Annotated in this window: 19 protein-coding genes and 1 tRNA gene; 11 read left to right on the top strand and 9 right to left on the bottom strand. The window is 66.5% G+C overall.

Translation table 11 applies throughout. The annotated features are described in order from the left end of the window. Positions 1 to 3 precede the first annotated feature (3 nt). The 6 genes from A5678_RS19370 to A5678_RS19345 all read right to left on the bottom strand — a co-directional run bounded on the left by A5678_RS19370 (position 4) and on the right by A5678_RS19345 (position 9,124). A complete protein-coding gene (locus A5678_RS19370; protein WP_068045329.1) occupies positions 4 to 1,299 on the bottom strand; it encodes an NRAMP family divalent metal transporter in 1,296 nt (431 codons plus the stop codon). A 188-nt stretch (positions 1,300 to 1,487) separates the two neighbouring features. Continuing rightward, positions 1,488 to 2,564: a PDR/VanB family oxidoreductase gene (locus A5678_RS19365; RefSeq protein WP_068045326.1), complete on the bottom strand. Its 1,077-nt coding sequence runs from the start codon at positions 2,562 to 2,564 to the stop codon at positions 1,488 to 1,490. Between the two features lie 10 nt (positions 2,565 to 2,574). Then, positions 2,575 to 3,480 carry an alpha/beta fold hydrolase gene (locus A5678_RS19360; protein WP_068045323.1) on the bottom strand — a complete coding sequence of 302 codons (906 nt, stop codon included), beginning with the start codon at positions 3,478 to 3,480 and terminating at the stop codon, positions 2,575 to 2,577. A gap of 20 nt (positions 3,481 to 3,500) precedes the next feature. Further along, entirely contained in the window at positions 3,501 to 4,409 is a 909-nt protein-coding gene (locus tag A5678_RS19355; protein WP_068045320.1) for a metal-dependent hydrolase, read from the bottom strand. 30 nt (positions 4,410 to 4,439) lie between these two features. Then, positions 4,440 to 7,679 carry a fatty acyl-AMP ligase gene (locus A5678_RS19350; protein ID WP_068045317.1) on the bottom strand — a complete coding sequence of 1,080 codons (3,240 nt, stop codon included), beginning with the start codon at positions 7,677 to 7,679 and terminating at the stop codon, positions 4,440 to 4,442. A 458-nt stretch (positions 7,680 to 8,137) separates the two neighbouring features. Continuing rightward, on the bottom strand, positions 8,138 to 9,124 hold the full coding sequence (locus A5678_RS19345) for a diacylglycerol kinase family protein (protein WP_068045314.1): 987 nt from the start codon (positions 9,122 to 9,124) through the stop codon (positions 8,138 to 8,140). Between the two features lie 90 nt (positions 9,125 to 9,214). Here A5678_RS19345 and A5678_RS19340 point away from each other — a divergent pair, with 90 nt between their 5' ends. The 6 genes from A5678_RS19340 (at position 9,215) to A5678_RS19320 (ending at position 15,036) form a co-directional block, all read left to right on the top strand. Then, positions 9,215 to 10,084, top strand: coding sequence for an oxidoreductase (locus A5678_RS19340; protein WP_068045311.1), 870 nt, complete (start codon positions 9,215 to 9,217; stop codon positions 10,082 to 10,084). A 46-nt stretch (positions 10,085 to 10,130) separates the two neighbouring features. Then, positions 10,131 to 11,060, top strand: a complete 930-nt coding sequence (locus A5678_RS19335; RefSeq protein ID WP_068045308.1) for a DMT family transporter — start codon at positions 10,131 to 10,133, stop codon at positions 11,058 to 11,060. A 688-nt stretch (positions 11,061 to 11,748) separates the two neighbouring features. Continuing rightward, positions 11,749 to 13,053: a PPE family protein gene (locus A5678_RS19330; protein ID WP_156746996.1), complete on the top strand. Its 1,305-nt coding sequence runs from the start codon at positions 11,749 to 11,751 to the stop codon at positions 13,051 to 13,053. A 774-nt stretch (positions 13,054 to 13,827) separates the two neighbouring features. Next, positions 13,828 to 13,998 carry a hypothetical protein gene (locus A5678_RS27615; RefSeq protein WP_197502198.1) on the top strand — a complete coding sequence of 57 codons (171 nt, stop codon included), beginning with the start codon at positions 13,828 to 13,830 and terminating at the stop codon, positions 13,996 to 13,998. Between the two features lie 11 nt (positions 13,999 to 14,009). Then, positions 14,010 to 14,510, top strand: coding sequence for a universal stress protein (locus tag A5678_RS19325; protein WP_068045607.1), 501 nt, complete (start codon positions 14,010 to 14,012; stop codon positions 14,508 to 14,510). A 91-nt stretch (positions 14,511 to 14,601) separates the two neighbouring features. Further along, positions 14,602 to 15,036 carry an FHA domain-containing protein gene (locus tag A5678_RS19320; RefSeq protein WP_068045303.1) on the top strand — a complete coding sequence of 145 codons (435 nt, stop codon included), beginning with the start codon at positions 14,602 to 14,604 and terminating at the stop codon, positions 15,034 to 15,036. A 238-nt stretch (positions 15,037 to 15,274) separates the two neighbouring features. On the opposite strand, the gene A5678_RS19315 is transcribed toward A5678_RS19320, so the two are convergent. After that, positions 15,275 to 15,358, bottom strand: a tRNA-Tyr gene (locus tag A5678_RS19315). Positions 15,359 to 15,427: 69 nt separating this feature from the next. Between A5678_RS19315 and A5678_RS19310 the strand changes: the two genes are divergently transcribed. From A5678_RS19310 to A5678_RS19295, 4 genes are all read left to right on the top strand, one after another. After that, on the top strand, positions 15,428 to 15,919 hold the full coding sequence (locus tag A5678_RS19310; RefSeq protein ID WP_066956577.1) for a YajQ family cyclic di-GMP-binding protein: 492 nt from the start codon (positions 15,428 to 15,430) through the stop codon (positions 15,917 to 15,919). Between the two features lie 136 nt (positions 15,920 to 16,055). After that, the gene (locus tag A5678_RS27275) at positions 16,056 to 16,562 is read left to right on the top strand and encodes an antitoxin Xre/MbcA/ParS toxin-binding domain-containing protein (RefSeq protein ID WP_068045301.1); all 507 of its coding nucleotides are present in this window, start codon (positions 16,056 to 16,058) and stop codon (positions 16,560 to 16,562) included. Further along, entirely contained in the window at positions 16,559 to 17,173 is a 615-nt protein-coding gene (locus tag A5678_RS19300; RefSeq protein WP_197502197.1) for an RES family NAD+ phosphorylase, read from the top strand. Before A5678_RS27275 ends, A5678_RS19300 begins: the two co-directional genes overlap by 4 nt. A gap of 71 nt (positions 17,174 to 17,244) precedes the next feature. Continuing rightward, positions 17,245 to 18,756 carry an NAD(P)/FAD-dependent oxidoreductase gene (locus tag A5678_RS19295; protein ID WP_068045295.1) on the top strand — a complete coding sequence of 504 codons (1,512 nt, stop codon included), beginning with the start codon at positions 17,245 to 17,247 and terminating at the stop codon, positions 18,754 to 18,756. Between the two features lie 3 nt (positions 18,757 to 18,759). Here A5678_RS19295 and A5678_RS19290 read toward each other — a convergent pair whose 3' ends face one another. Then, a complete protein-coding gene (locus A5678_RS19290) occupies positions 18,760 to 19,893 on the bottom strand; it encodes a PPE family protein (protein ID WP_068045291.1) in 1,134 nt (377 codons plus the stop codon). A 19-nt stretch (positions 19,894 to 19,912) separates the two neighbouring features. Next, positions 19,913 to 20,215, bottom strand: coding sequence for a PE family protein (locus A5678_RS19285; RefSeq protein WP_068045288.1), 303 nt, complete (start codon positions 20,213 to 20,215; stop codon positions 19,913 to 19,915). 488 nt (positions 20,216 to 20,703) lie between these two features. On the opposite strand from A5678_RS19285, the gene A5678_RS19280 reads away from it, so the two are divergent. Beyond that, complete coding sequence (locus A5678_RS19280) at positions 20,704 to 21,729, top strand: NAD(P)H-dependent glycerol-3-phosphate dehydrogenase (RefSeq protein WP_068045286.1); 1,026 nt, start codon at positions 20,704 to 20,706, stop codon at positions 21,727 to 21,729. The last annotated feature ends 140 nt before the right edge of the window (positions 21,730 to 21,869 follow it).

Below are 21,869 nucleotides of genomic sequence, written 5' to 3'. Positions count from 1 at the left end.
GTTTTAAGCCCAGCCCAGCGCCTGGGGGACCATGTACAGCCCGAAGCCCATGACGACCAGACACAGGGCCCAGGTGATGTATTTGTGCAGCCCGCGCATGCGCCACTGCGCGGGCAACGCCTTGGTTTCCAACGCCAGCAGCAGACCCAGCACGATCGGTAGGAGCAGGGCGTTCATCACTTCGACATCCACGGCCAGGTTGACCAGGTCGACGCTGGCCAGGACGAGCACCGCGCCGACGATGTGCGCGAGCCCGTAGGTGATGTAGAACTTGGCGGTCTCGCGGTTGGGCCGCTCGTTGAGCGTGTGGCGCCACCCGAAGACCTCCGCGAGCCCCCATGCCCCGGCGAGGGAGGCCACGATCGCGGCGACCAGCGCCGCGCCCAGCATCCCCAGACCGAACAGGACCGTCCCACCCGTGCGGCCCAGGTAGGGGGTGAGCGAATTGGCGATCTCGCCGACGGTGTTCAGGGACACCCCGCCGTCGTGCGCGCCCACCGTCGAGGCCACCGTGACGACCACCGCGATCATGATCACCTGGGTCAGGACCGCGCCGGTGGCGGTGTCGTAGCGGGCCTGCCGAATCGTGGCCTCCGACAACCGCTTATCCACCACGGCGCCCTGCTGATAGAACACCATCCACGGCATGATGACCGCGCCGACGTTGGCCGCGACCAAGAGCAGATACGACGAGTTGCCCAGCGGCATCGAGGACAAGCCGTCCAGCAGCGCGTCGAGCCGCGGCCGTGCCAAAACCATGGCGACCAGGAACGCCAGCTCGGCCGCGCCGATGATGAGACCGATGCGTTCGACGCGCCGGTAGCTGCCGGTGAACGCCAACGCCAGCAGCGCGGCCGTTGCGACCGGGATACTGACCCACCGTGAGACACCGAAAAGTTCCCCTACCCCGGCGACGCCGGCGAACTCCGTCAGCAGCGCGCCGATCGCGGAGGCGAACAACGTGAAGGCCGACAGCCAGGCCCAGCCGCGGCCGAACCGTTCCCGAATCAGGGCGCCATGACCGCGTTTGGTGACGATGCCCAGTCGCACCGTCATCTCCTGCACGACGTAGAGGATCGGCATCAACATCAGCTGCGGCAGCACCATCCGGTAGCCCCATTGGGCGCCGGACTGCGACGCGGTGATCAACGACCCCGCATCGGTGTCCGCCAACATCACCACCAGACCGGGACCCCAGACCGCGAGCAGCCCCCAACGCAGCCATCGGCCGCGGACCCGCAGCGATACCGACGGCCGACCGTCGAATTCTTCCGCCACTGATGTGGTGGTATCGGTCACCCTTGCCTCATTCCTTCACACGACTGCGTTGACGCGGCCCGACCTGCCGATGATAACTAAGGCTCACCTAACCGCTGCAGTTTGGTGAAGAGTGTCATTCTCTAAAGTGAGATTGATCCTCTCCAAATGCGAGAGTACGTTATCGGCGCAGGCGAGAGGGACGAATCCGCTGCGGGGATCAACCGGGGTCAGGCGTCGATCACCAGGCGATCGCCCTCGGCCCGGGAGACGCAGACCAGCATTTCGCCGTCGTCCTCTACGGTGCGCCCGCGGCGATCAACTTGCCCCGCAAGCACTTTCACCTTGCAGGTGCCGCAGAAGCCTTGTTGGCAGGAGTACGCGGTCGACGGGTCGCTGTCCAGCATGACGTCCAGCGCCGACCGGTTGGCCGGCACGCTGAGCACGCGCTGCGAGCGGGCGAGTTCCAGCTCGAACGGGACGCCGTCGACGACGGGCGGCGGGCCGAAGCGTTCGTAATGTAGCGGCGCGTCGGCGTGCTGGTCACGCTCCGCGCGCACCGATTCGAGCATGGCGGTCGGGCCGCACACGTAGACGGCCGTCGTCGGCCCGGCATCGACGAGCAGTTCCGAGGCGGCGGGCATGCGGCCGAGCTCGTCGTCTGCCCAAACGGTGACCCGGTCGGGCGCCACCGCCATAAGCTCGTCGAGCAGCGGCATGTACTCACGGCTGCGCCCCGCATACACGGCGCGCCAATCGATTCCGCGCTGCTGGGCGACCCGGACCATGGGCAGGATGGGGGTGATCCCGATGCCGCCGATCACGAACAACACCTCGCGCTCATCGGTGACGAGATAGAACGCGTTGCGGGGGCCTTCGAACTCGACGGTGTCGCCCACGGCGAAGGTGTCGTGCATTTCGATGGATCCACCGCCGCCGTCGGCGATCCGGCGCACCGCGATGCGGTAGTCGGTGCGCCGTCCCGGCGGACCGCACAGTGAGTACTGGCGGCGGCGGCCCGAGGCCAACCGGATATCGATGTGCGCGCCGGGCGTCCAGGACGGCAGCAATCCCCCTTGCGGGTCGGCGAGCGTCAACGCGACCACGTCGGGCGCGAGAAGCTCGCGCTTGCTGACCACCGCGGTGTTGACCCGCGACACCGGCACGACCCGCGACGGGTCCCACCGCGACGCCGACGCCAACCCGCCGAAGAGGGTGCCGACTCCCCACAACGCCGTGTAGAGGCGATCCCGCTTGCGGCGACCGTACAGGTCGGCGGGTCTGCTACTCCAAATCGCCTGTGCCACAGGGAATTTCCTATGCCTGTCGGATGCCGATGACCTGGTCGACCCATTCGGCCGTGAGCCGGGCGATGACCTCCGGATGGGAGGACACCACCCAGTGCCCGCCCTCGATCGGGATCACCCTGCCGCGAGTCGGTATCGAGCCGGTGAACCGCTGGAGGGGCGGCGACACGAAATAGTCCTTGCGCGCCACCAGCACCTGCACGGGGACCTTGGTCTGCGGCAGCTCCTTCCCGGGCGCCAGGAACGGCCCGGGCATGTTGGCGCGGTACAGGTTGAGCCCGTTGACGTAGTCGCGGACCGACCGGGTGGTCGCCGCGCGCTGCCGGCCGGCGCGGCGGGGACGGCCGATCAGTTCAACCGCGGCGAAGACCACCACGGTCGCCCGGGACCAGATCGCCAACTCCGGCGCCCCCGGGCACAGGAAGAACCAGATGTACGTGGAGGCCAGCGCCTGCCTGAGGACGTCGAACACGCCCCGGGGTGAGCGAGCGGACCGCAGGAACTTGCCCGCATAGTTCAGGTGCGGGCCCGAGATCGACGTGAAGGAGGCGATTTTGCCCATCACCGCGTCGTCGGTGACCGCCGCCCAGGCCTGGATGGAACCCCAGTCGTGGGCCACCAGATGCACCTGGTCCACGCCGAGGCTGTCGATCACCGCGCCGATATCGGAAACCAGTTGCGGCAGAAGATATCCCGAGCGCCTCGCCGGCTTGGACGATGCACCGACGCCGCGTACGTCGAAAGCCACGAAGTTGTAGCGCTCGCTGAGCTCTTCGGCGACGCCGTCCCACACGTGGTGGTTATCCGGGTAACCGTGGATCGCCAAAATGGTCGGGCGCCCTCGGTCGATCTCCGAGCGGGCGTGGACCGCGAGGGATACGCCGTCGGACGCAATTACGTTGCTGCGTTGAGTCATTGGTGCCAACTCCGGGACACTCAGTGCGCCGCGCGGGCGGCTGGTGACCGGGCCAGGTAGTCGACCGCGCGCCCGACCCCGCCGAGTTTGGACGGGTGGAAGCTCGGCGTGTAGTAGGCGCCGATGACCCGCAGGAACTGGAAGGGGCCGGGCACCAGACCCCGCCGAGCCGCGGTGAAGTAGTCGCGCCAGCGCGGTTTGGTGCCCGGCGGCAGGTACGGGTCGACCGAGTACATGAACCGCACACCGCGAATGAACAACCACAGCAGCGCGGGCGTCACCAGCAGCTGGGTGCGCACCTGGCGCCAGTAGCCGCCGCGCAGGTGCTTCATCGTGTCGAACGCGACCGCCTTGTGCTCTACCTCCTCCGCGCCGTGCCAGCGCAGCAGGTCCAGCATCACCGGGTCGGTGCCGAAGGCGTCGTGTTGCGGGGTGTCGAGGATCCATTCGCCCAGGATGGCGGTGTAGTGCTCGAGGGCCGCCACCATGGACACCCGCTCGAGCAGCCAGCTCTGGCGTCGCCGCCGGCCCCACGCCGGCCGGTCCCCGATGAGCTTGCCGAACAGCCAGGCCATCTGGTCGGTGAACGGCGTGACGTCGATGCCGTTGGCCGCAAAGTGGTCCAGCACCCCCGAATGCGCCTGGGAGTGCATGGCCTCCTGGCTGATGAAACCCTGCACGTCCAGCCGCAGCTGATCGTCCTTGATCATCGGCAGCGTGTTCTTGAACGCGTCGACGATGAACTCCTCGCCTGCGGGCAGCAGCAGGTGCAGCACGTTGCAGAAGTGCGTGGTGAAGGGCTCGTTGGGCACGTAGTAGAACGGCAGCGTCGCCCAGTCGAAGTCGACGTCACGCGCCTGCAGAACGATCCGCTCGTGATCGAGCGACGCGTCATGCGGCCCCGTCGCCTGGTCGTCGACGGTGAACATGGTGCACCCCCTTGCTTGTTGTCGCGCGGGTTAGGCGCTGCGTTGCGCCTCGGCCTCAGCCTCGGTGATCAGGCGCTCACTGCGCAAGAACCGGACGAGATTCTCGACCGTCTCCGTCAGCGCCGGCTCACGCAGGCGGACCGCGGCCTGCGCCCGCGCACGTTGGTACTGGCTGTTGCCGTAGCGCTTGTCCCGCATCGCCGCGATCTTGTCCGCCGAGCGGGTGAGGAAATCCACCAGCGGGTAGATCGGGTCCCGCGGCGTGCACCGACGGTTCATCTCGGCGGCGAACGATCCGATGTCGTGGTAGTCGAACCGGTAGCCGTAGCGCTCGGACAAGACGCGGGTGATGTCGGTCATGTTGTAGTAATCGTCCGCGGTCATGTTGAACACCGTGCCGGCTTCGGCCGGCAGTTCCATGAGCGCGACGATGTGGTCGGCGATCAGGTCCGCCGGCAGCAGGCTCAGCTGGTTGAGCGCGTTGGCGGCAACGCCGTGCTCGATCATGAACGCCATGGTGCGCACCAGGATGTCGTCCTGACTGCCGAAGCCCGCGCTGGTCGGTGAGATCAGCGAGGGCCGGAAGATGCGCACGTCGAGCCCTTGCCGCTGGGCGGCGAAAGCCAGCTGCTCGGCGACCCACTTGGTCTGCGAGTAGCCGAAGTCCAGGGCGTTCATCTCCAGGTTCGCGTCGGACTCCCCGACCACCGGCTTGACGCTCCAGCCGTAGATGAAGGTGCTGGAGACCAGGTGGAAAGTCTTGCGGTGCGCGGTCATGGCCAGGCGCAGCAGCTCGTGCGTCCCGATCACATTGGCCGGCCGCAGGGCGTCGTAGGTCCTGACGTAGTTGACGAGGGCGCCGTTGTGGACGATGGCGTCGACGCTCTCGGCCAGTTGCCGGAAACCCGCCTCGCCGATGCCCAGCTGCGGCGCGGCGAGGTCACCGCATACCACGCGCACCCGCTTGCGGACCTCCGCCTCGAGGGCCGGGGACCACAACCGGGCCTTGCGCAACGACGCGACGATCCGGTCCAGGCCGTGCGCCTCGTCCGTGGCGCGGATCAGCGCGTGGACGGTGAGCGACGTCCGGCCGAGCAGGCTGCTCACCAGGAACGGCCCGAGGAATCCGGTCGCGCCGGTCAGCAAGACGTCGCTGGGCGCGCCCGACCGCGCCGGCGGCAGGGCCGGCAGCGGAAGCTGTGCATCGGCACGCATCCGCGCGGTCTCGTACTCCTCGTACTCGGCGGAGATCTGTTCCAGCGCCTGACGCAGCGCGTCCAGCGGCTGCCCGGACCCCTCACCGAACTGCCGCATGAGCCGGAAGAACTCGGCCACGGTCAGCCGCTGCAGCAGCCGGGTGTTGACCTCCTCGGCCAGCTCCCCCGCGCCGTGCTCTTCGAGCAGAGCCTGCAGGTCGGCGCGGAGCTCGGCGAGCGCCAGCGAGTCGATGCCGAGGTCTGCGAACGAGCAGTCCTCCTCGCCGGTGAGGTCGTAGCTCTCGATCAGATTGCGGAACCGGTCCAGCGGGCCCGCGGCTACGTCCGACCTGTCATTGGTTTGATGCGTGTAGCTCGACAGCACGGGCAGCTTGCCGTCCAGCCAGAGCTGGCGCGTCTCCGCCCGCCTGATCTTCCCAGACGTGGTCTTGGGAATGCTGTGCGGCGGCACGAACGCGATGGTGTGCGGGTCGATGTGGCCGTGCCGGCGGATGGCCCGCGCCAAGGCCTTGCCATCCGGTAGCGCGCCATCGCTGCGGACCTCGGCCACCACGGTCAGCACTTCCTGATCGTCCTGCTCCACCGAGAAGGCGGCGACGCAGCCGCCGCGCACCTCCGGGGCCGACCGCTCCACGATGCCCTCGATATCGGAGGGATAGCAGTTCACACCGCGCACGATGATCAGGTCCTTGCTGCGGCCGCAGACGAACAGCTCGCCCTCGTACAGGAAGCCGAGGTCGCCGGTTCGCAGGTAGGCGTGCTCGGCATCGCAGGGAATGCGGGCCGCGAAGGCTTCCGCGCTCAGCTCGGGGCGGTTCCAGTAGCCGCCGCCCTTGGAAGGCCCGTCCACCCAGACCTCGCCGACCCGACCCTCCCCGAGCGCCTGCCCGGACTCCGGATCGACGATGCGGACCACGTTGCCGTCGATCGGCTTCCCGCAGCTCACCACCGGGGCCTGGTTGCTGTTCTGCGGCTGAGCCTTCTCGACCCGCGCGAGGTTCTTCTCCAGCGCGCGCTTGTTGAGCGCCAGGGTCTGGCGCCCGCGCAGCGACACGATCAGCGTGTTTTCGGCCATGCCGTACGCGCCGGTGAGCGCGCCGGGCTCCAGCCCGTAGGGGGCGAAACGCTGCCGGAAGCGCTCGAACGTGCTGGCGCGCAGCGGTTCCGCGCCCACGACGATGCTCTCCAGGCAGCTGAGGTCGAGCCCGGCGAGCTCGGACGTGGGCAGCTTGTCCTCGCGCAGGCACAACTCGAGGGCGAAGTTGGGCACCGGCGTGTGGGTGGCGCGCGCGTCGCTGATGAGCCGCAGCCAGGCCGACGGCCGCTTGAGGAAGTCCAGCGGCGACATAGCGTGCGTGGTTCCACCTATCAGCGGGATGAACAGGTAGGCGGAGATCAAGCCCATGTCGTGGTGCTGCGGGAGCCAGCTGGCCGCCACCTCGCCGTGCGAAAAGGCCGACGCGTTGGCGATGACGTTGGCGTGGCTGACGACCACGCCTTTGGGGTCGCTGGTGGAGCCCGACGTGTACTGCAGGAAGAGCACGGATCCGGGCGTGTCGGGCACGGGCGTGCCACCGAAGTCCTGCGTGCCGTCGGTTCCGAACCAGGGCAGTTCCGGGGGCCGCTGGGCGTCCGGCCAGGGCGATCCGTCGTCGAGGTGGTTGAGCAGCAGGCGGTAGTCGTACTCGAACTGCTTGGTGGACAGCACCGCCTTGGCCTGGCAGTCGCGGGCGATGAAGCTGAGTTTGGCCAGCCCCGACTCGAACGACATCGGCAGCGGCGGGCTGACCGGCACGGCGATCACCCCGAGGCGGGCACACGCATAGAACGCCGCGACCATCTCCAGGCCGGGCGGGTAGACCAGCAGCGCGCGGTCTCCCGGGCGCAGCCCGGCCTCTGCCGAAAGGTAGGCGGCCAGCTCACGCGTCCGCTCGGCGAAACTCTGGTACGTGTAGTGCTCCTGCTCGCGGCCTTCGTCGTCGACGAACCGGAAGAGGGTCTTGTCCGGGGTCAGCGCTTCCTGCATGTGCAGGTGATCAATGAGCGTCTCCATCGCAGGAGCCACCCCCTTCCGGGTTCACTGTGAGCGATAAGGACATTCGGATCAATCGATAAAGCCAATGTAACGCCTCTAATGGATGCCAGGCAAAGCGTATAGAGTCTTTTTCGGCGCTGCACACTAATCTCACAGGATAGGCTCTCCCACCGTCACGAATTGCCGGGCGGCGCGTCCGCAACTACGGACTTCAGTATTTCAGTTATCATCCTCACCAGCTGTTTTTAGTGTCACCCCCTTCCGTAAGCGCGCAGTTACTGAGATACGGATTTGCGCTAATCCTGAATTCTTGTGTTTGCAAACGTGTGCCATTCTCTCGCAATTTCGTGTCACCAACGCAAACGGCGTAAAAGCGCCCAAGCGAATCAAAACCTCGAGCCTCCCGATGACACCCGGCGAGTGATTTCCGCCACGAGTCTCAGCGCTCAGCGTTGCTGATCTACTGAGTTACGGAGTCAGCCGGTCCGGGCGACGCGGATGAGCGGGCCGGCACGGGCCACCAGCCTGGTGATACCGACGAAGCGTTCGCCGTCGATGATCGGCGATAGCGGCTCCCCCTCGGCTTCGATGATCATCTCGCGGCCGTTGACGTCGCGGACCCGACGACCGTGGACCGTGCCGTTGGTGAGCAATGCGGGAAGCCGCGCGACGATCCGTGAGGGTCTTACCTCGCCGGCCTGGAAATGCAGCGCGCCGGGTTTTTCGGCCTTCGGGAAAAGCCGGAACGGGCCGCCGATCCGCAAGTCGATGGCGCCGGCATGCAGCAGGCGGTGCGTCCGCGTCGGTACCTCCTCGCCGTCGATGACGACCCTGGCGCGCGTCGGGGCGAACAGCACGGAGGCGTAATTGGAGCTCTGCGAGCGGCCGACTTTGGTAGCGAGGTAGTCGCGGAACGAGTGCCCGATCACCCGCACGACTTCCCCTCGGCCGTGATCGGGTTTCCCGTAATACATGTCGTAGAACCGGTTTCCGACGCCCCCGGCGGCCAGCCCGAAGCAGAGGCGATGGAACGCGGCGCCGTCGGCGGTCTCGCCGTCGAGTCGCAAGGTGTCGAGGCGCAACTCGGGAGGGGGCCGGTCGCGTTGGGCGGCGGCCGCCAGCGCGCGGATGATCGCATCGGGCCGCCCACGCACTCGTGCCTTGCGGGCGACGGCGTTGACGCTGCCGCCGTTGCTGGGCACGAACGTCGGCCAGCGTTCCGGGTCGCTCTCGCAGCGCTCGATCTCGTTGATCAGCCAGTGCAGCGCACCGTCGCCACCGTCTCCGACCAGGTGCGTCACCCGGGGATGAAGCCGGTCCAGGGTTTTGCCGAGGTCCTCGATCGAGGCGGTTTCGTGCACCTCGCCCCACGGCCCGACGATGCGGCGCAGCTCGGCGACGCGGTCGCCACACCCGCGGCGATTCCTGCGCGCGAGCGGATTGACGATGACCCCTAGATACATCCGTGGCGTCCAGGAGAGTTTCCGCCGGCCATCCCACGCACGATACCTGCGGCGCCCCGATGGGTGAGATCACGTGGTTAGGGTGGCTGCATGCCTGGTTGGACCGCAGCAGACCTGCCCTCGTTCGCCGGACGCATCGTCGTGATCACCGGGGCCAACGCCGGTCTGGGCGAGGTCACCGCCCGCGAATTGGCGCGGGTCGGGGCCCATGTCGTTCTGGCGGTGCGCAACACGGAGAAGGGCGAGGCGGCCGCCGAGCGGATGACCGGTGACGTCGAGGTCCGACAACTCGACCTGCAGGACCTGGGCTCGGTGCGGCACTTCGCCGACGAGTTGGCCACGGTCGACGTGCTGGTCAACAATGCCGGCATCATGGCCACCAAACACGCGGTGACCGCGGACGGCTTCGAGGGTCAGATCGGCACCAATCACCTCGGCCACTTCGCGCTGACCAACCTGCTGCTGCCCAAGGTCACCGACCGGGTGGTGACGGTGTCCTCGCTGATGCACCACTTCGGCTACGTCAGCCTCAAAGATCTGAACTGGCAGTCCCGCCCGTATTCGGCGTGGCTGGCCTACAGCCAGTCCAAGCTCGCCAACCTGCTGTTCACCAGCGAACTGCAGCGGCGTCTGGACAGCGCCGGTTCTTCGCTGCGCGCGCTGGCCGCCCACCCCGGCTGGTCGCACACGAACCTGCAAGGCAACTCCGGACGAAAGCTGGGCGACGCGGCGGTGTTGGCGGTCGACCGCATTGTGTCCACCGACGCCGACTTCGGCGCCCGCCAGACGCTGTACGCCGTGTCGCAGGATCTGCCGGGCGACACCTTCGTCGGCCCGCGCTTCGGTCTGTACGGCCGCACCCAGCCGACCTGGCGTAACTGGCCGGCCAAGCGGGCCGGCACCGCCGCGGCGCTGTGGGGCCTTTCCGAACAGCTCACGGGCACCGCGTTCCCGCTCTGAAGCGCACTCGGCGAGCGGTTTGCCGGGGCCCGACTAGATTGGTGGCATGTCGAGGGCTGATCTGGCGGCGATTCTCGCCCTGTGCGCCGCGCTGGCGTCGGCGATTGGCAACGTGGTCCGTCAGCGATCCGCCCAGGAGGTTACCGACAAACCGGTCGGCCACCTGGCGCTCTTCGGCATGTTGTTGCGCGATACGCGGTGGTGGATGGGCGGCCTCGGGGACATCGCCAGCTACGTCTTGCTGGCCGCGGCCCTGGATAAGGGTTCGGTGCTCTTGGTGATGTCACTGCAGGTGACGGCGTTGCTGTTCGCGCTGCCGATCTACGCGCGGATGAGCCGCCACCCGGTCACCCGCGCGGAGTGGTTTTGGGCGGTGTTGCTGACCGCGGCGTTGGTGGTCGTCATCGCGGTCGGTGATCCGACCGGCGGCCAGCAGCGTGCAGCGCCCCACGTGTGGCTGATCGTCGCCATCGCGATGAGCCCACCGCTGCTCCTGGGATTACTGGGCGCCCGGATCTGGTCGGACCGCCCGGTGGCCGCGATGTTGCTGGGGGCTGTCGCCGGTTCGTTGCTGGCGGTGTTCGCGGTTCTGATGAAGGGCGTCGTGGACATCCTCGAACACAACCCCGAACAGTTGTGGACCAGACCCGAGCTGTACGGCTGGGTGTTCTGCGGGGCGGCCGGGATGATTTTCCATCAATCGGCTTACCGGGCAGGCGCTTTGACGGCGTCGTTGCCGACGATCATCGCCGCGAAACCCATTGTGGGCGCGATCCTTGGGATCACCGTGCTCGGCGAGACGCTGGACGCCCACGGCTTTGATTGGATTGTGCTGGCGGTTGCGGCGGTGTTGGTGATCGTCGCAACGGTGGGGCTGGCTCGCGGCGAGGCCGCGACCGTGTCCGCGGGCGCCGGCCGCGACGTCAGGACCGTCGACGAGTCGAATGTGACCTCGCCGCAACGCTTGAGCGGCTGAAGCTGCCGCTCGGAACGAACGTCGGTGGCCCGAACTCTGCGAGCCCGCGCAAGGATGCACGATGCTCGACTGCCCGCATCAGAAGGTGCGACACTGGATAGGTGGCGACAACACGGCGGCCATAGGGGGGTCAGGAGAGGAAGAAATGATGAGGAGGGCAATGGGGGCGCCGGTGGCGGCACTCATAGCACTGGCACCCCTCTGCATTCCAGCAGCACAAGCGCACGCCGACGACCCCTGTGCCGGCATCACCGATCCCACGGCCTACCAGGCTTGCATCGACAGATCCCCGACCGATGGCACGATGCAGGGCCCCCGAATGGGCAATTGCCAGGCCAGCCCCGACTACGGACAAGTGGGCCAAATGTGCCGGAACGCCTGGATTCGAAAGTCTGCGCTAAACCCTGCAGGGTGGGGCCCACCGGAGAGGATCACCGCCGGGGATGCGCCCGGTGAGTTGCCGACCCTGTGACGGGAAGAGCGGCGACGACGGGCCACTCTCTTGCGTCAACTTTCACTTCCACGTAGGAGTTTGGACCGATTCCGACCCTGGCGGCCTGACCACGCACGGGCGCCCTCTCTCCCTTCGCGCGAGGTTCCGGATTTCGGCGCTGGTGACGAATCGATAGACGTCGCGGTGCCCTGCTGAATGAGCGTGACCACTCGAATCTCACGATTCCCGAAGTGAGTGACCACGCCGCCGCATACGCTGTCAATTGACGAATCGGGCCACGTACCGAACAGGAACGTCACCGAAAGGGACAGCACGTGGGGTGTGAAAATCGGTCCCTTGGTGGACGCCTGGCCGCGCAGGCCCGCATGCGCGGTATCAGAATTATCGCCTCCAAGCTTTGACGGGGGGTCGGCGATGGACTTCTGGGCTCCTCCCGAGATCACATCGGCGCTGATTCATTCAGGGCCGGGGCCCGGATCGTGGCTCACCGCTGCCGAGGCCTGGCGCCAGCTGGCAATCGAGCTGGGACAGACCGCCGCGAGCTACGCCTCCGTCGTGGCGGAGATTCCCTGGCAGGGGCCATCAGCGACGGCGATGACCGCATCCACCCTGCCCTATGTCGCCTGGCTACAAACCACCTCGCTCCAGGCCGCTCATATGGCGATGGCGGCTGACACGATGGCCAGCTCGTTCGCCGCCACCCAGGCGGCCGTGGTGCACCCGAGTGTGGTCGCCGCCAACCGCGCGCAGCTGGCTCATCTGATCGCGACAAACGTTTTCGGCATCAACTTCCCCGCCATCGCTGTCAACGAGGCCCAATACCTTCAGATGTGGGCGGGTAACACGACGGCCATGCTCGGCTATCACGCCAGCAGCCTGCAGACCATGGCGATGCCGACGTTCAACCCGCCGTCGCCGATGACCACTCCGACGGCCACTACGGTTCAAACGGCTGCGGTGGGCAGGGCGGCTGCAGCCGCCCCACTGGCGGCCGCCCCGCTCGCAGCACCCGACCCGACGCAATTCTTCGCCAATCCGCTTGTTCAGACCCTCAACGGTTATGGGCAAAACCTGATCAGCAGCGGCGTCTTCAACCCGCAGTCCTTCATCGGCTTGATTACCAGCGGCCACGATTACTTCCCCGGTCAGTTCCCAGACGTCCTGGCCCCCACACCCCGCAACCTGGCCATTGCCTACAACCTCACCGGTCCCGAGGCCGTGGGCGGGGCCCCCAATTACTTTGCCCCGCCCGCCGCTACGGCCAGTGCGGTAGAGAGTTCCGCCACCGCTTCTCTGGGCAAGGGCATGTACGTTGGCAATCTTGTGGTCCCGCCTTCGGCGGTCACCTCCCCGATCCAGCTGTCCGCCGCGCAGGGCCCATTGCTGGCAACGACAGCCGAGGGCGCGCCACTCACCCCGATGTTCATCCCGCCGATGCCACCGGGGGCACGTAAAGCCCAGCGGGACAAGCCCGACGAGAAAGGCTACGGACCGCCGATCTTCGGCAGCATCATGCGGCGACCTCCGTCAGGCGGATGAGATGAAGGCGCACCATGCCGGGTTCGCCCGCGCACAGGTGTCATCCAATCTTACTCAAATACGTTGTGCTGCAATGCACTTACTTTGAGCCATCAAGGTTCGTGGACAGCGGTTAGGGTTCGTGCGCCTACCGCATGTCGCTCGAGTCGCCGTCCGCCCCGATCTACCCGATAATCAGTGGCCATCGGGGTCGGGAAGGGATAGACCAATGAGGACGGCAGTAATAGGCGTGGCGGCGGCAATAGCCGCAGCATTGGGGCTCCTCTGGATGCCAGCAGGACAGGCACGAGCCGACAATCCCTGTGCCGGCATCACCGGTGCCGCCGCCCATCAGGCTTGCATCGACAACCTCCCGCGCGATAACCCCATGCGCAGATACCAACTGGGCGATTGCGAGGGCGCGAGTCCCATTGACGGACAGCTAGGCCAAATCTGCGGGTGACTTCTAGGTCCAAAATCCGACGCCCGGGTTTTGGTTCTTCCCGAACAGCCCTGTCCCCGTTGGCGCCCGGCGCCGCCAGCTGATGCCCACTCAGCCCGTTTGGTGCCGTCCTGCTCCGTGACGTTGCCCGATCTGTCGAAGGGAGCGAATGCGCTTGCTCAGGTACCCACATCGGGAATTGTGAAGATTGCGTTTGCCATCTACCGGAGAGCGGGTATATCGGGCGCGTAAGCGCATATCCGGTGGCGGTCTGTCGGGAAGATCCTCGTGGGCGCTTACTCGCCGTCGGGCAAGTTCCAAATCCATATTTCACAAGTGCGAGAAGTCGTCTCATGAGTGATGCGTCTCTAAGCCGGGATCTGTACGGCTTCGCTACCGAGTTGCGCCAGCTGGCCTACACCATGCCTGGCGGGCACGAAGACCCACTCGTCCGCCTGAGCGAGCGGATGGTCCAGTACGCACGAGAAGAGGCCGCTAAGCACCAACCAGGCAAGCCCGCATGACTCGGAACGAAATAAGCGCCTACCAGACCCTGGTGGTCGGCACTGATGGCTCGGACACGTCGTTGCGCGCCGTGGACCACGCAGCCGCGTTCGCCGCCCGGAACAACGCGAAGTTGATCATCGCGATGGCCTACTTGTCGTTTATGGACAAGGGAGACAAGGGCGGCTGGGGAAGGCAAGCCCGGCCAGATCGTGTGCTTGATGGCCGCGCCGAGGTCGCGCTCGGGAACGAGGGCGACTACAAGGTGCACGGGATGGCCCCCATCTATGCGGTCCTGCGGGAGGCCAGCGACCGGGCCAGAGCGGCCGGGGCGAGGGACATCGAGGCGCGGCCGATCCGAGGTGATCCGGTACACGCGCTGTTCCACCTCGCCAAGGAGGCGAAGGCCGATCTGTTGGTGGTTGGCAACGTGGGACTCAACACGCGCAGCGACAAGTGGCTTGGGTCGGTGCCCGGAAACGTCTTGCGCAGGGCCAAGACCGATGTGCTGCTCGTCCACACCACCGACTGAGAAATCTCTCGGTTAGGTGGGTCTGGCGGCATAACGGCACCGGAACTTGGGTATTTCGATAAAGCCGAGCACCGGGCAGTGGAACCGACACGTGAACCGCGACGAGGACGACCGAAATCTCACTGAAGCAGTGGGGGAGACCACCGCTGACCATGGCACGGACTTTCTTGGCGAGGTGGATAACGGTTCGACCGCTATCACCGACGCGGAAACCGCCGAAGCGTTACCGAGCGGATCGGCGCTGCTGATTGTTACGCGTGGCCCCAACGCCGGTTCTCGATTCTTGCTCGATCAGCCAGTCACCTCGGCGGGACGCCATCCCGACAGCGATATTTTGCTCGACGACATCACCGTCAGCCGCCGCCACGCCGAGTTTCGCCTCGGCGAAGACGGCGCCTGGACCGTCGCAGACGTCGGCAGCCTCAACGGCACCTACGTCAACCGTCACCCGGTGGACTCAACAGCGCTGGCCAATAACGATCGAGTGCAAATCGGTAAGTTCCGGCTAGTCTTCCTGACCGGATAATCCTGGGCTAGTAGACCTGGTCTCGGTGACTAAACGGTCTCCGTGAGTCGCGAGGTCACGAACTTGCCTCACCTCTGCAGTCTGTTGGGGCGGCACGGGCGGACAGTGAGCGACACCGACCAATCCGTCGACGAGTTTCGGGCGGCCTGGCCAAGCCGAGCAACCGCCAGGCGATAGGATGCGACACGGACGCGGGCATCCTGGCCGGAATCTAAAACGCGCTTTGAGCTGCAAACCTTGGTGGCAGGTACAGGATTCGAACCTGTGAAGCTTTCGCGACGGATTTACAGTCCGCTCCCATTGGCCGCTCGGGCAACCTGCCGCCAGACAGGTTACAACGAGGGGGTAGACAAAGCACAAACGGCCATCACCGGATGAAGGGACGGATCGAATGGCGGACTCATCGTTCGACATTGTCAGCAAAGTCGAGCGCCAAGAGGTCGACAACGCACTCAACCAGGCCGCTAAGGAGCTGGCCACCCGCTTCGACTTCCGCGGCACCGACACCACGATCGCGTGGAAGGGCGACGAGGCTATCGAGCTGACGTCGTCCACCGAGGAACGCGTCAAGGCGGCCGTCGACGTCTTCAAGGAAAAGCTGATCCGCCGCGACATCTCGATGAAGGCCTTCGACGCTGGCGAACCGCAGGCGTCGGGGAAGACATACAAGGTCAGCGGCACCCTCAAGCAGGGCATCGACAGCGAGCACGCCAAGAAGATCACCAAGCTGATCCGCGACGACGGTCCCAAGGGCGTCAAGACGCAGATCCAGGGCGACGAGATCCGGGTCAGCAGCAAGAAGCGCGACGACCTGCAGGCCGTCATCTCGATGCTCAAGCAGGCCGACCTCGACGTCGCGCTGCAGTTCGTCAACTATCGGTAACCGCCGGCCGAGCGTAATGGCACTGCGAAATCGCGCTGGTTATTTCGCAGCGGGGCTACGCTCGCGCTCCACGGGCCGCATGCGTTCGGTTCGTGCAGTAGAATGAACTGCACTAACCGAACTCTGGAGTGATCCCATGACCACCGTCGCCGAGCTGGCCACCGCGCACGAGCGGCTACGCGAGAGCGCCCACGCCGTGGGCGTGGCGTTGTCGTCGGTCGCCGTGTACACCGAACCCGCAGTCGCGCGGGCGGTGCAGGCCGAGCACAACCTCTACGCCCGCATCGAGGCCGAGTTCGGGATGCTCAGCAGCACCGACGCGGGCAAACGGATGGGGTCGCGGTCCAGCGCGCCGCGCAACCTCGCCACCACGTCCCACCGCAACAAGGCGCTGGTCGCCGTGCGACGCGGCAACTACCTCGCCTACCCCGGGTTCCAGTTCGGCCCGGACGGGAAACCGCTGGCGGTCATCGCCCGGCTCCGCGAGATCGCGGAGGACCACGGCTGGTCGGAGGCCGGCCTGGTGCAGTGGCTGTGCTCGCCCACCACCTACCTGGACGGGCAGCGGCCTGTGGACCGCCTCGCCACCGATCCGGACCGCGTCGTCGCGGTCGCAGCGGAGGCCCTGGCCGTTTCGTGGTGAAACGACCACCGGACCCGTTCGACCCGGCCACCGCTACCCTGCCGGCGGGACACCCGCTCTACCGGGTGCTGTCGGCGACGCGAACCGCCACCGACTTCAACCCCGGCATCGGCGCGCGCACCCGCTTCGGTTTCTTCGGCGACCCGATCGTGCCGATCATGTACGCGGCCGACACCGAGGACGCGGCCATTGCCGAGACGCTGCTGCACGACATTCCCGTCGAGGGCGGCCTCCTGCCCTACGACCAATACGCGGACAAAGTGCTCGTCCGGCTGAAAGTGACGCGGCCCATGCGCCTGTGCGTGCTGCACGGCACCGGGCTGCGACGCCTCAAGGTCGCCGCCAACGAGCTCACAGCGAGCCCGGCGTCGAGCTACGACACCACGGTGCACTGGGCCGAAGCCGCGCACGGCGCCGGCCTGGACGGGCTGGTGTGGATGTCGCGGCAATGCAACGACACCAAGGCCTACGTCTTCTTCGGCGACAGGTGCGCAGAGGCCTTCGCTCAGGACCCGTCCCACGCGCGCATCTTCGCCAGCCCCGCCGACCAGATCTGGCTGATCGACCGGTGCGCGCCGCTCCACGTCGACGTGCTCATGGAGCCGTTATGACGATCACTGGCCCGGCCAACCGGTGGGTGCCTACTCTAGTGACCAGTCCCACAAAGTGAGCGAGGTTCACGATGACCGTGACTCCCCAGGAAGCCGCCGACCAGACACCGACCGAGGCCGCCTACTCCGACGTCATCATCGTCGGCGCCGGCATCTCCGGCATAGACGCGGCTTACCGGATCAGCGAGCGCAACCCCCGGCTGACCTACACCATCCTGGAGCGGCGCGCGCAGATCGGCGGCACGTGGGACCTGTTCCGCTACCCCGGGGTGCGCTCGGACAGCAGCATCTTCACGCTGTCCTTCCCGTTCGAGCCGTGGACCCGGAAGGAAGGCGTCGCCGACGGCGTACACATCCGCGAGTACCTGGTCGCCACCGCGCGTAAGTACGGCATCGATCGCCACATCCGGTTCAACAGTTATGTCCGCTCGGCCGACTGGGATTCGTCCACCGACACCTGGACCGTCACCCTCGAACAGGAGGGCGCGCGGAAGCTTTACCGCGGCCGATTCCTGTTCTTCGGCAGCGGTTACTACAACTACGACGAGGGGTACACCCCCGACTTTCCGGGCATCGAAACCTTCGGCGGCGTCGTGGTGCATCCTCAGCACTGGCCGGAAGACCTGGACTACAGCGGCAAGAAGATCGTGGTGATCGGCAGCGGGGCCACCGCCGTCACGTTGCTTCCCTCGCTGTCGGACCGGGCCGCCAAAGTGACCATGCTGCAACGCTCGCCGACCTATCTCATCTCGGCGTCGAAGTACGGCACGGTCGCCGCCGTCGCGCGGAAAGTGTTGCCCCGCAACGTGGCTCATCTCGCCGTCCGGATGTACAGCGCGCTGACCGAGGCGGTGTTCTTCGCTCTGTCCCGCAAGGCGCCGGGGTTGGTGCGATGGCTGTTGCGGCGCAAGGCGATCAGCAGTCTGCCCGCCGGCTACGACGTCGACACCCACTTCAAACCGCGCTACAACCCGTGGGACCAGCGGATGTGCCTGATCCCCGACGCGGACCTGTATAACGCCATCACCGCCGGGCGCGCCGACGTGGTCACCGATCACATCGACCATTTCGACGCGACCGGTATCGCGCTGAAATCCGGCGGACACCTCGACGCCGACATCGTCATCACCGCCACCGGCCTGCAGCTGCAGGCGTTGGGCGGCACCTCGATCAGCCTGGACGGCAACGAGATCAAGACCAACGACCGCTTCGTCTACAAGGCCCACATGCTCGAGGATGTGCCCAACCTGTTCTGGTGCGTCGGCTACACCAACGCTTCATGGACGCTGCGCGCCGACATCACCGCCCGGGCCACGGCAAAGTTGCTGGCGCACATGACCTCTCACGGCTACACCCACGCCTACCCGCATCGTGGCAACGAGCCGATGGCCGAGAAGCCGTCGTGGGACATCAACGCCGGCTACGTGCTGCGCTCAGTTCACGCGCTGCCGAAATCGGGAACCAAGCGGCCCTGGAACGTGCGGCAGAATTACCTCGCCGATGCCATCGACTACCGCTTCGACCGCATCGAGGAGGCGATGGTGTTCGGCCGGGCAGCCGACCGGGAACCCCTGGCGGGCTGAGCGCTATCCGGCCGCCGGCGGTTTGGCCATCACCGATGGCTTGAATCCGTATGTCGGAGTCTGACGCCAGCCCGCGTGCCCGGCCGTCGGCCCCAACGGCGTCATCGGGAAGGGGTGCAGCCCATCCGCCGCGGCCGGGGCCGCCGCCGCGCTCGGCAGCGTTGCCACCCCAGGATTCGTCACGGCGGTTACCGGAGCCCAACTGGGCGGAACCGACAAGGCGCTCATCGGAAGCGCGCGCCCCACGCCCGCAGCGACCGACCCGGCATTACCGATGCCGGCCCCGGCGGCGCCGAGCGCGTTAGCCCCACCCCCGGCGGCCTGAGCCGCCGAAGAGGCCGCCGGAAGCAGACCCTTCCCGAACGTCGTCATGGCCGTGATGCCGTTGCTGATCTGGCCGAAGGACTGCGCCGTCTGAACGCCCACTTGGCCGGAAGACACATACGGGACAACATATTTCGAGTACATCGCGGCCATGTCGTCGAACGGCGTGTTCGCCGAGATCCAATCGTCGATCGGCTTGAGGTTGCCGAAGGTCGGCGCGGGGTTCTGCTGGGTGGTGGATGCCTCCGCGTTCGCGACAGCGGCGGCCTGCTGGGCCGGAGCGGCCGGGTGGGTCACTTCCTCGGGCTCGGCGAAATCGGTCAACTGGCTAGCCGTGGCGGACGCTGCCGCATAGCCGTACATCGCCGACGCGTCTTGAGCCCACATTTCGAAGTACTCCGCCTCCAGGGCCGCAATGGCGGCGCTGTTTTGTCCCAAGACGTTCGTCGCGATCAGCGACGCGAGCACGGCGCGGTTGGCCGCGATCACCGGCGGGGGAACCGTGAGCGCGAACGCCGTCTCGTACGCGGCCGCGGCCGCCGCGGCCCGCTCGAAAGTCAGCTCGGCGCTTTCGGCGGTCCCTTGCAGCCACGCCGCGTTGGCGGCAGCGGCCGACGCCAGCGCCAGCGAGGCCGGACCCAGCCACGGGCCGCCGGTCACCGCGGAGATCACCGACCGGTACGACGCCGCGCTGGCGTGCACTTGAACGGCCAGCTCGCTCCAGGCAGCCGCGGCCGCCAACAACGAACCGACCCCGGGGCCGGTGTACATCCGCTCCGAGTTGATCTCCGGCGGCAATAACGCGTAGTCCACGTCGGTGTCTCCGCTCGTTCTAAAGCGCCGATGCCGCGGCGTTCGCAGCCTCAGTAGCCGCGTAGGAACCCGCACCCGACGCCAACGTGGCCGCCAACAGCTCGTGGATGGCGACGGCCCTGGCGCTTAGCGCCTGATATCGCTGTGCGTGGACGGCGAAGCGCGCCGCGGTCAGCGCGGACACCTCGTCGGCGGCGGCCGGAACCACCGCGGTAGTCGGGCCGGCCGCCGCCGCATTGCCGGCGCTCAACGCGGCGGTGATGGACTGAAGATCGCCGGCTGCCGCCGACAGTTTTTCGGGATCGACACTGACATAGGACACGCGGCATTCCCTTTCGGCGAATCGGACGATTGCCGCGAAACGCTATAAACACCGATCAGGCGGATCAAACCGATGAATGCAATTGAGCGGCCGTGAACTCGCGATTTCGAGAACGCTCAGACTGATTTTTAATCTCGTCGCCGCCGCTCTGCCTTGCAGCCACCTGCGCAGCCGCTTCGGACCCGCTGAGCGCCAACGGTTTCCGCACAATTTGTGGGTTCGACATGAATCGGGCCAGCTTTCCCCGCGCGCAGTGGGAACATCTTTGAATTGGTTATGCGTTTCCAATATTCAACTGTGTTTAGTGCCGGGAAAGTGCTCCGCAGACACATTCAATACACAGGCTCGTCAGGCGCATCTATGGATTCCGCATGGAACAGGTCGAAGCCGACCGGACGCTTCGCCGCGACCCACGGGGCTGCGCCAGGGTCAACTCCTGCGACCTGAACTGCTACTAAATGTGAGGTGTCGGCAATACGCTGATCGCCATGGCAGCTGAGAAGCGCGAACCCAAAGTCGTTGTCCTTGGTGGTGGTTCCTGGGGAACCACGGTGGCGTCCATCTGCGCGCGCCGCGGGCCGACGCTGCAGTGGGTGCGTTCGGAGGAGACCGCAGGCGACATCAACGAGAAGCACCGCAACAGTCGCTATCTCGGCAATGACGTGGTGTTGAGCGACACCTTGCGCGCCACCACCGACTTCGCCGAGGCGGCGAACTCCGCCGACGTCGTGGTGATGGGCGTGCCCTCCCACGGCTTCCGCGGCGTGCTGGCCGAACTGGCCAAGGAACTGCGTCCGTGGGTGCCGGTGGTGTCACTGGTCAAGGGGCTCGAGCAGGGCACCAACATGCGGATGTCGCAGATCATCGAGGAGGTACTGCCGGGTCATCCCGCGGGCATCCTGGCGGGGCCGAACATCGCGCGCGAGGTCGGTGAGGGCTACGCCGCCGCTGCGGTGCTGGCCATGCCCGACCAGCATCTGGCGACCCGGCTGTCCGGGCTGTTCCGCACCCGGCGTTTCCGCGTGTACACCACCGACGACGTGATCGGCGTCGAGATGGCCGGGGCGCTGAAGAACGTCTACGCCATCTCGGTCGGCATGGGCTACTCGCTGGGCATCGGGGAAAACACCCGAGCGCTGGTGATCGCCCGCGCGCTGCGCGAGATGACCAAGCTCGGTGTGGCCATGGGCGGCAATCCCGAGACCTTCCCCGGGTTGGCCGGCCTGGGCGACCTCATCGTGACCTGCACCAGCCAGCGCAGCCGCAACCGCCACGTCGGCGAGCAACTGGGTGCCGGCAAGCCGATCGACGAGATCATCTCCTCGATGAACCAGGTCGCCGAGGGTGTCAAGGCCGCCAGCGTGATCATGGAGTTCGCCAACGAGTTCGGGCTGAACATGCCGATCGCCCGCGAAGTGGACGCGGTGATCAACCATGGGTCGACCGTCGAAGAAGCCTATCGCGGTCTGATCGCCGAGGTCCCGGGCCACGAGGTGTACGGTTCGGGGTTCTGACGCGGCAGTCAGCTGATGCGGAATTTAAATCTTTGCGTTCTATATGGGCTGGGCTCGTCCGCTTGACCCCGGGTTTGCCAGCAAAATACCGTCTCTAACGCAGCCAGGGGTGCCCGGCCGCGATCCTGTGGGTCCGGGCG

The organism is Mycobacterium sp. E2733 (assembly GCF_001667585.1).
In the GTDB taxonomy this organism is placed as follows: Bacteria; Actinomycetota; Actinomycetes; order Mycobacteriales; family Mycobacteriaceae; genus Mycobacterium.
Note: the sequence above shows the minus strand (reverse complement) of the source record. Positions and strands in the feature narration are given on the sequence as shown.

Coding starts and splice junctions, on each gene's coding strand:
- A5678_RS19340 (WP_068045311.1), top strand. CDS start 9,215: ATGCCTGGTTGGACCGCAGCAGACCTGCCCTCGTTCGCCGGACGCATC.
- A5678_RS27275 (WP_068045301.1), top strand. CDS start 16,056: ATGACCACCGTCGCCGAGCTGGCCACCGCGCACGAGCGGCTACGCGAG.
- A5678_RS19360 (WP_068045323.1), bottom strand. CDS start 3,480: ATGACTCAACGCAGCAACGTAATTGCGTCCGACGGCGTATCCCTCGCG.
- A5678_RS19350 (WP_068045317.1), bottom strand. CDS start 7,679: ATGGAGACGCTCATTGATCACCTGCACATGCAGGAAGCGCTGACCCCG.
- A5678_RS19280 (WP_068045286.1), top strand. CDS start 20,704: ATGGCAGCTGAGAAGCGCGAACCCAAAGTCGTTGTCCTTGGTGGTGGT.
- A5678_RS19355 (WP_068045320.1), bottom strand. CDS start 4,409: ATGTTCACCGTCGACGACCAGGCGACGGGGCCGCATGACGCGTCGCTC.
- A5678_RS19295 (WP_068045295.1), top strand. CDS start 17,245: ATGACCGTGACTCCCCAGGAAGCCGCCGACCAGACACCGACCGAGGCC.
- A5678_RS19310 (WP_066956577.1), top strand. CDS start 15,428: ATGGCGGACTCATCGTTCGACATTGTCAGCAAAGTCGAGCGCCAAGAG.
- A5678_RS19335 (WP_068045308.1), top strand. CDS start 10,131: ATGTCGAGGGCTGATCTGGCGGCGATTCTCGCCCTGTGCGCCGCGCTG.
- A5678_RS19345 (WP_068045314.1), bottom strand. CDS start 9,124: ATGTATCTAGGGGTCATCGTCAATCCGCTCGCGCGCAGGAATCGCCGC.
- A5678_RS27615 (WP_197502198.1), top strand. CDS start 13,828: ATGAGTGATGCGTCTCTAAGCCGGGATCTGTACGGCTTCGCTACCGAG.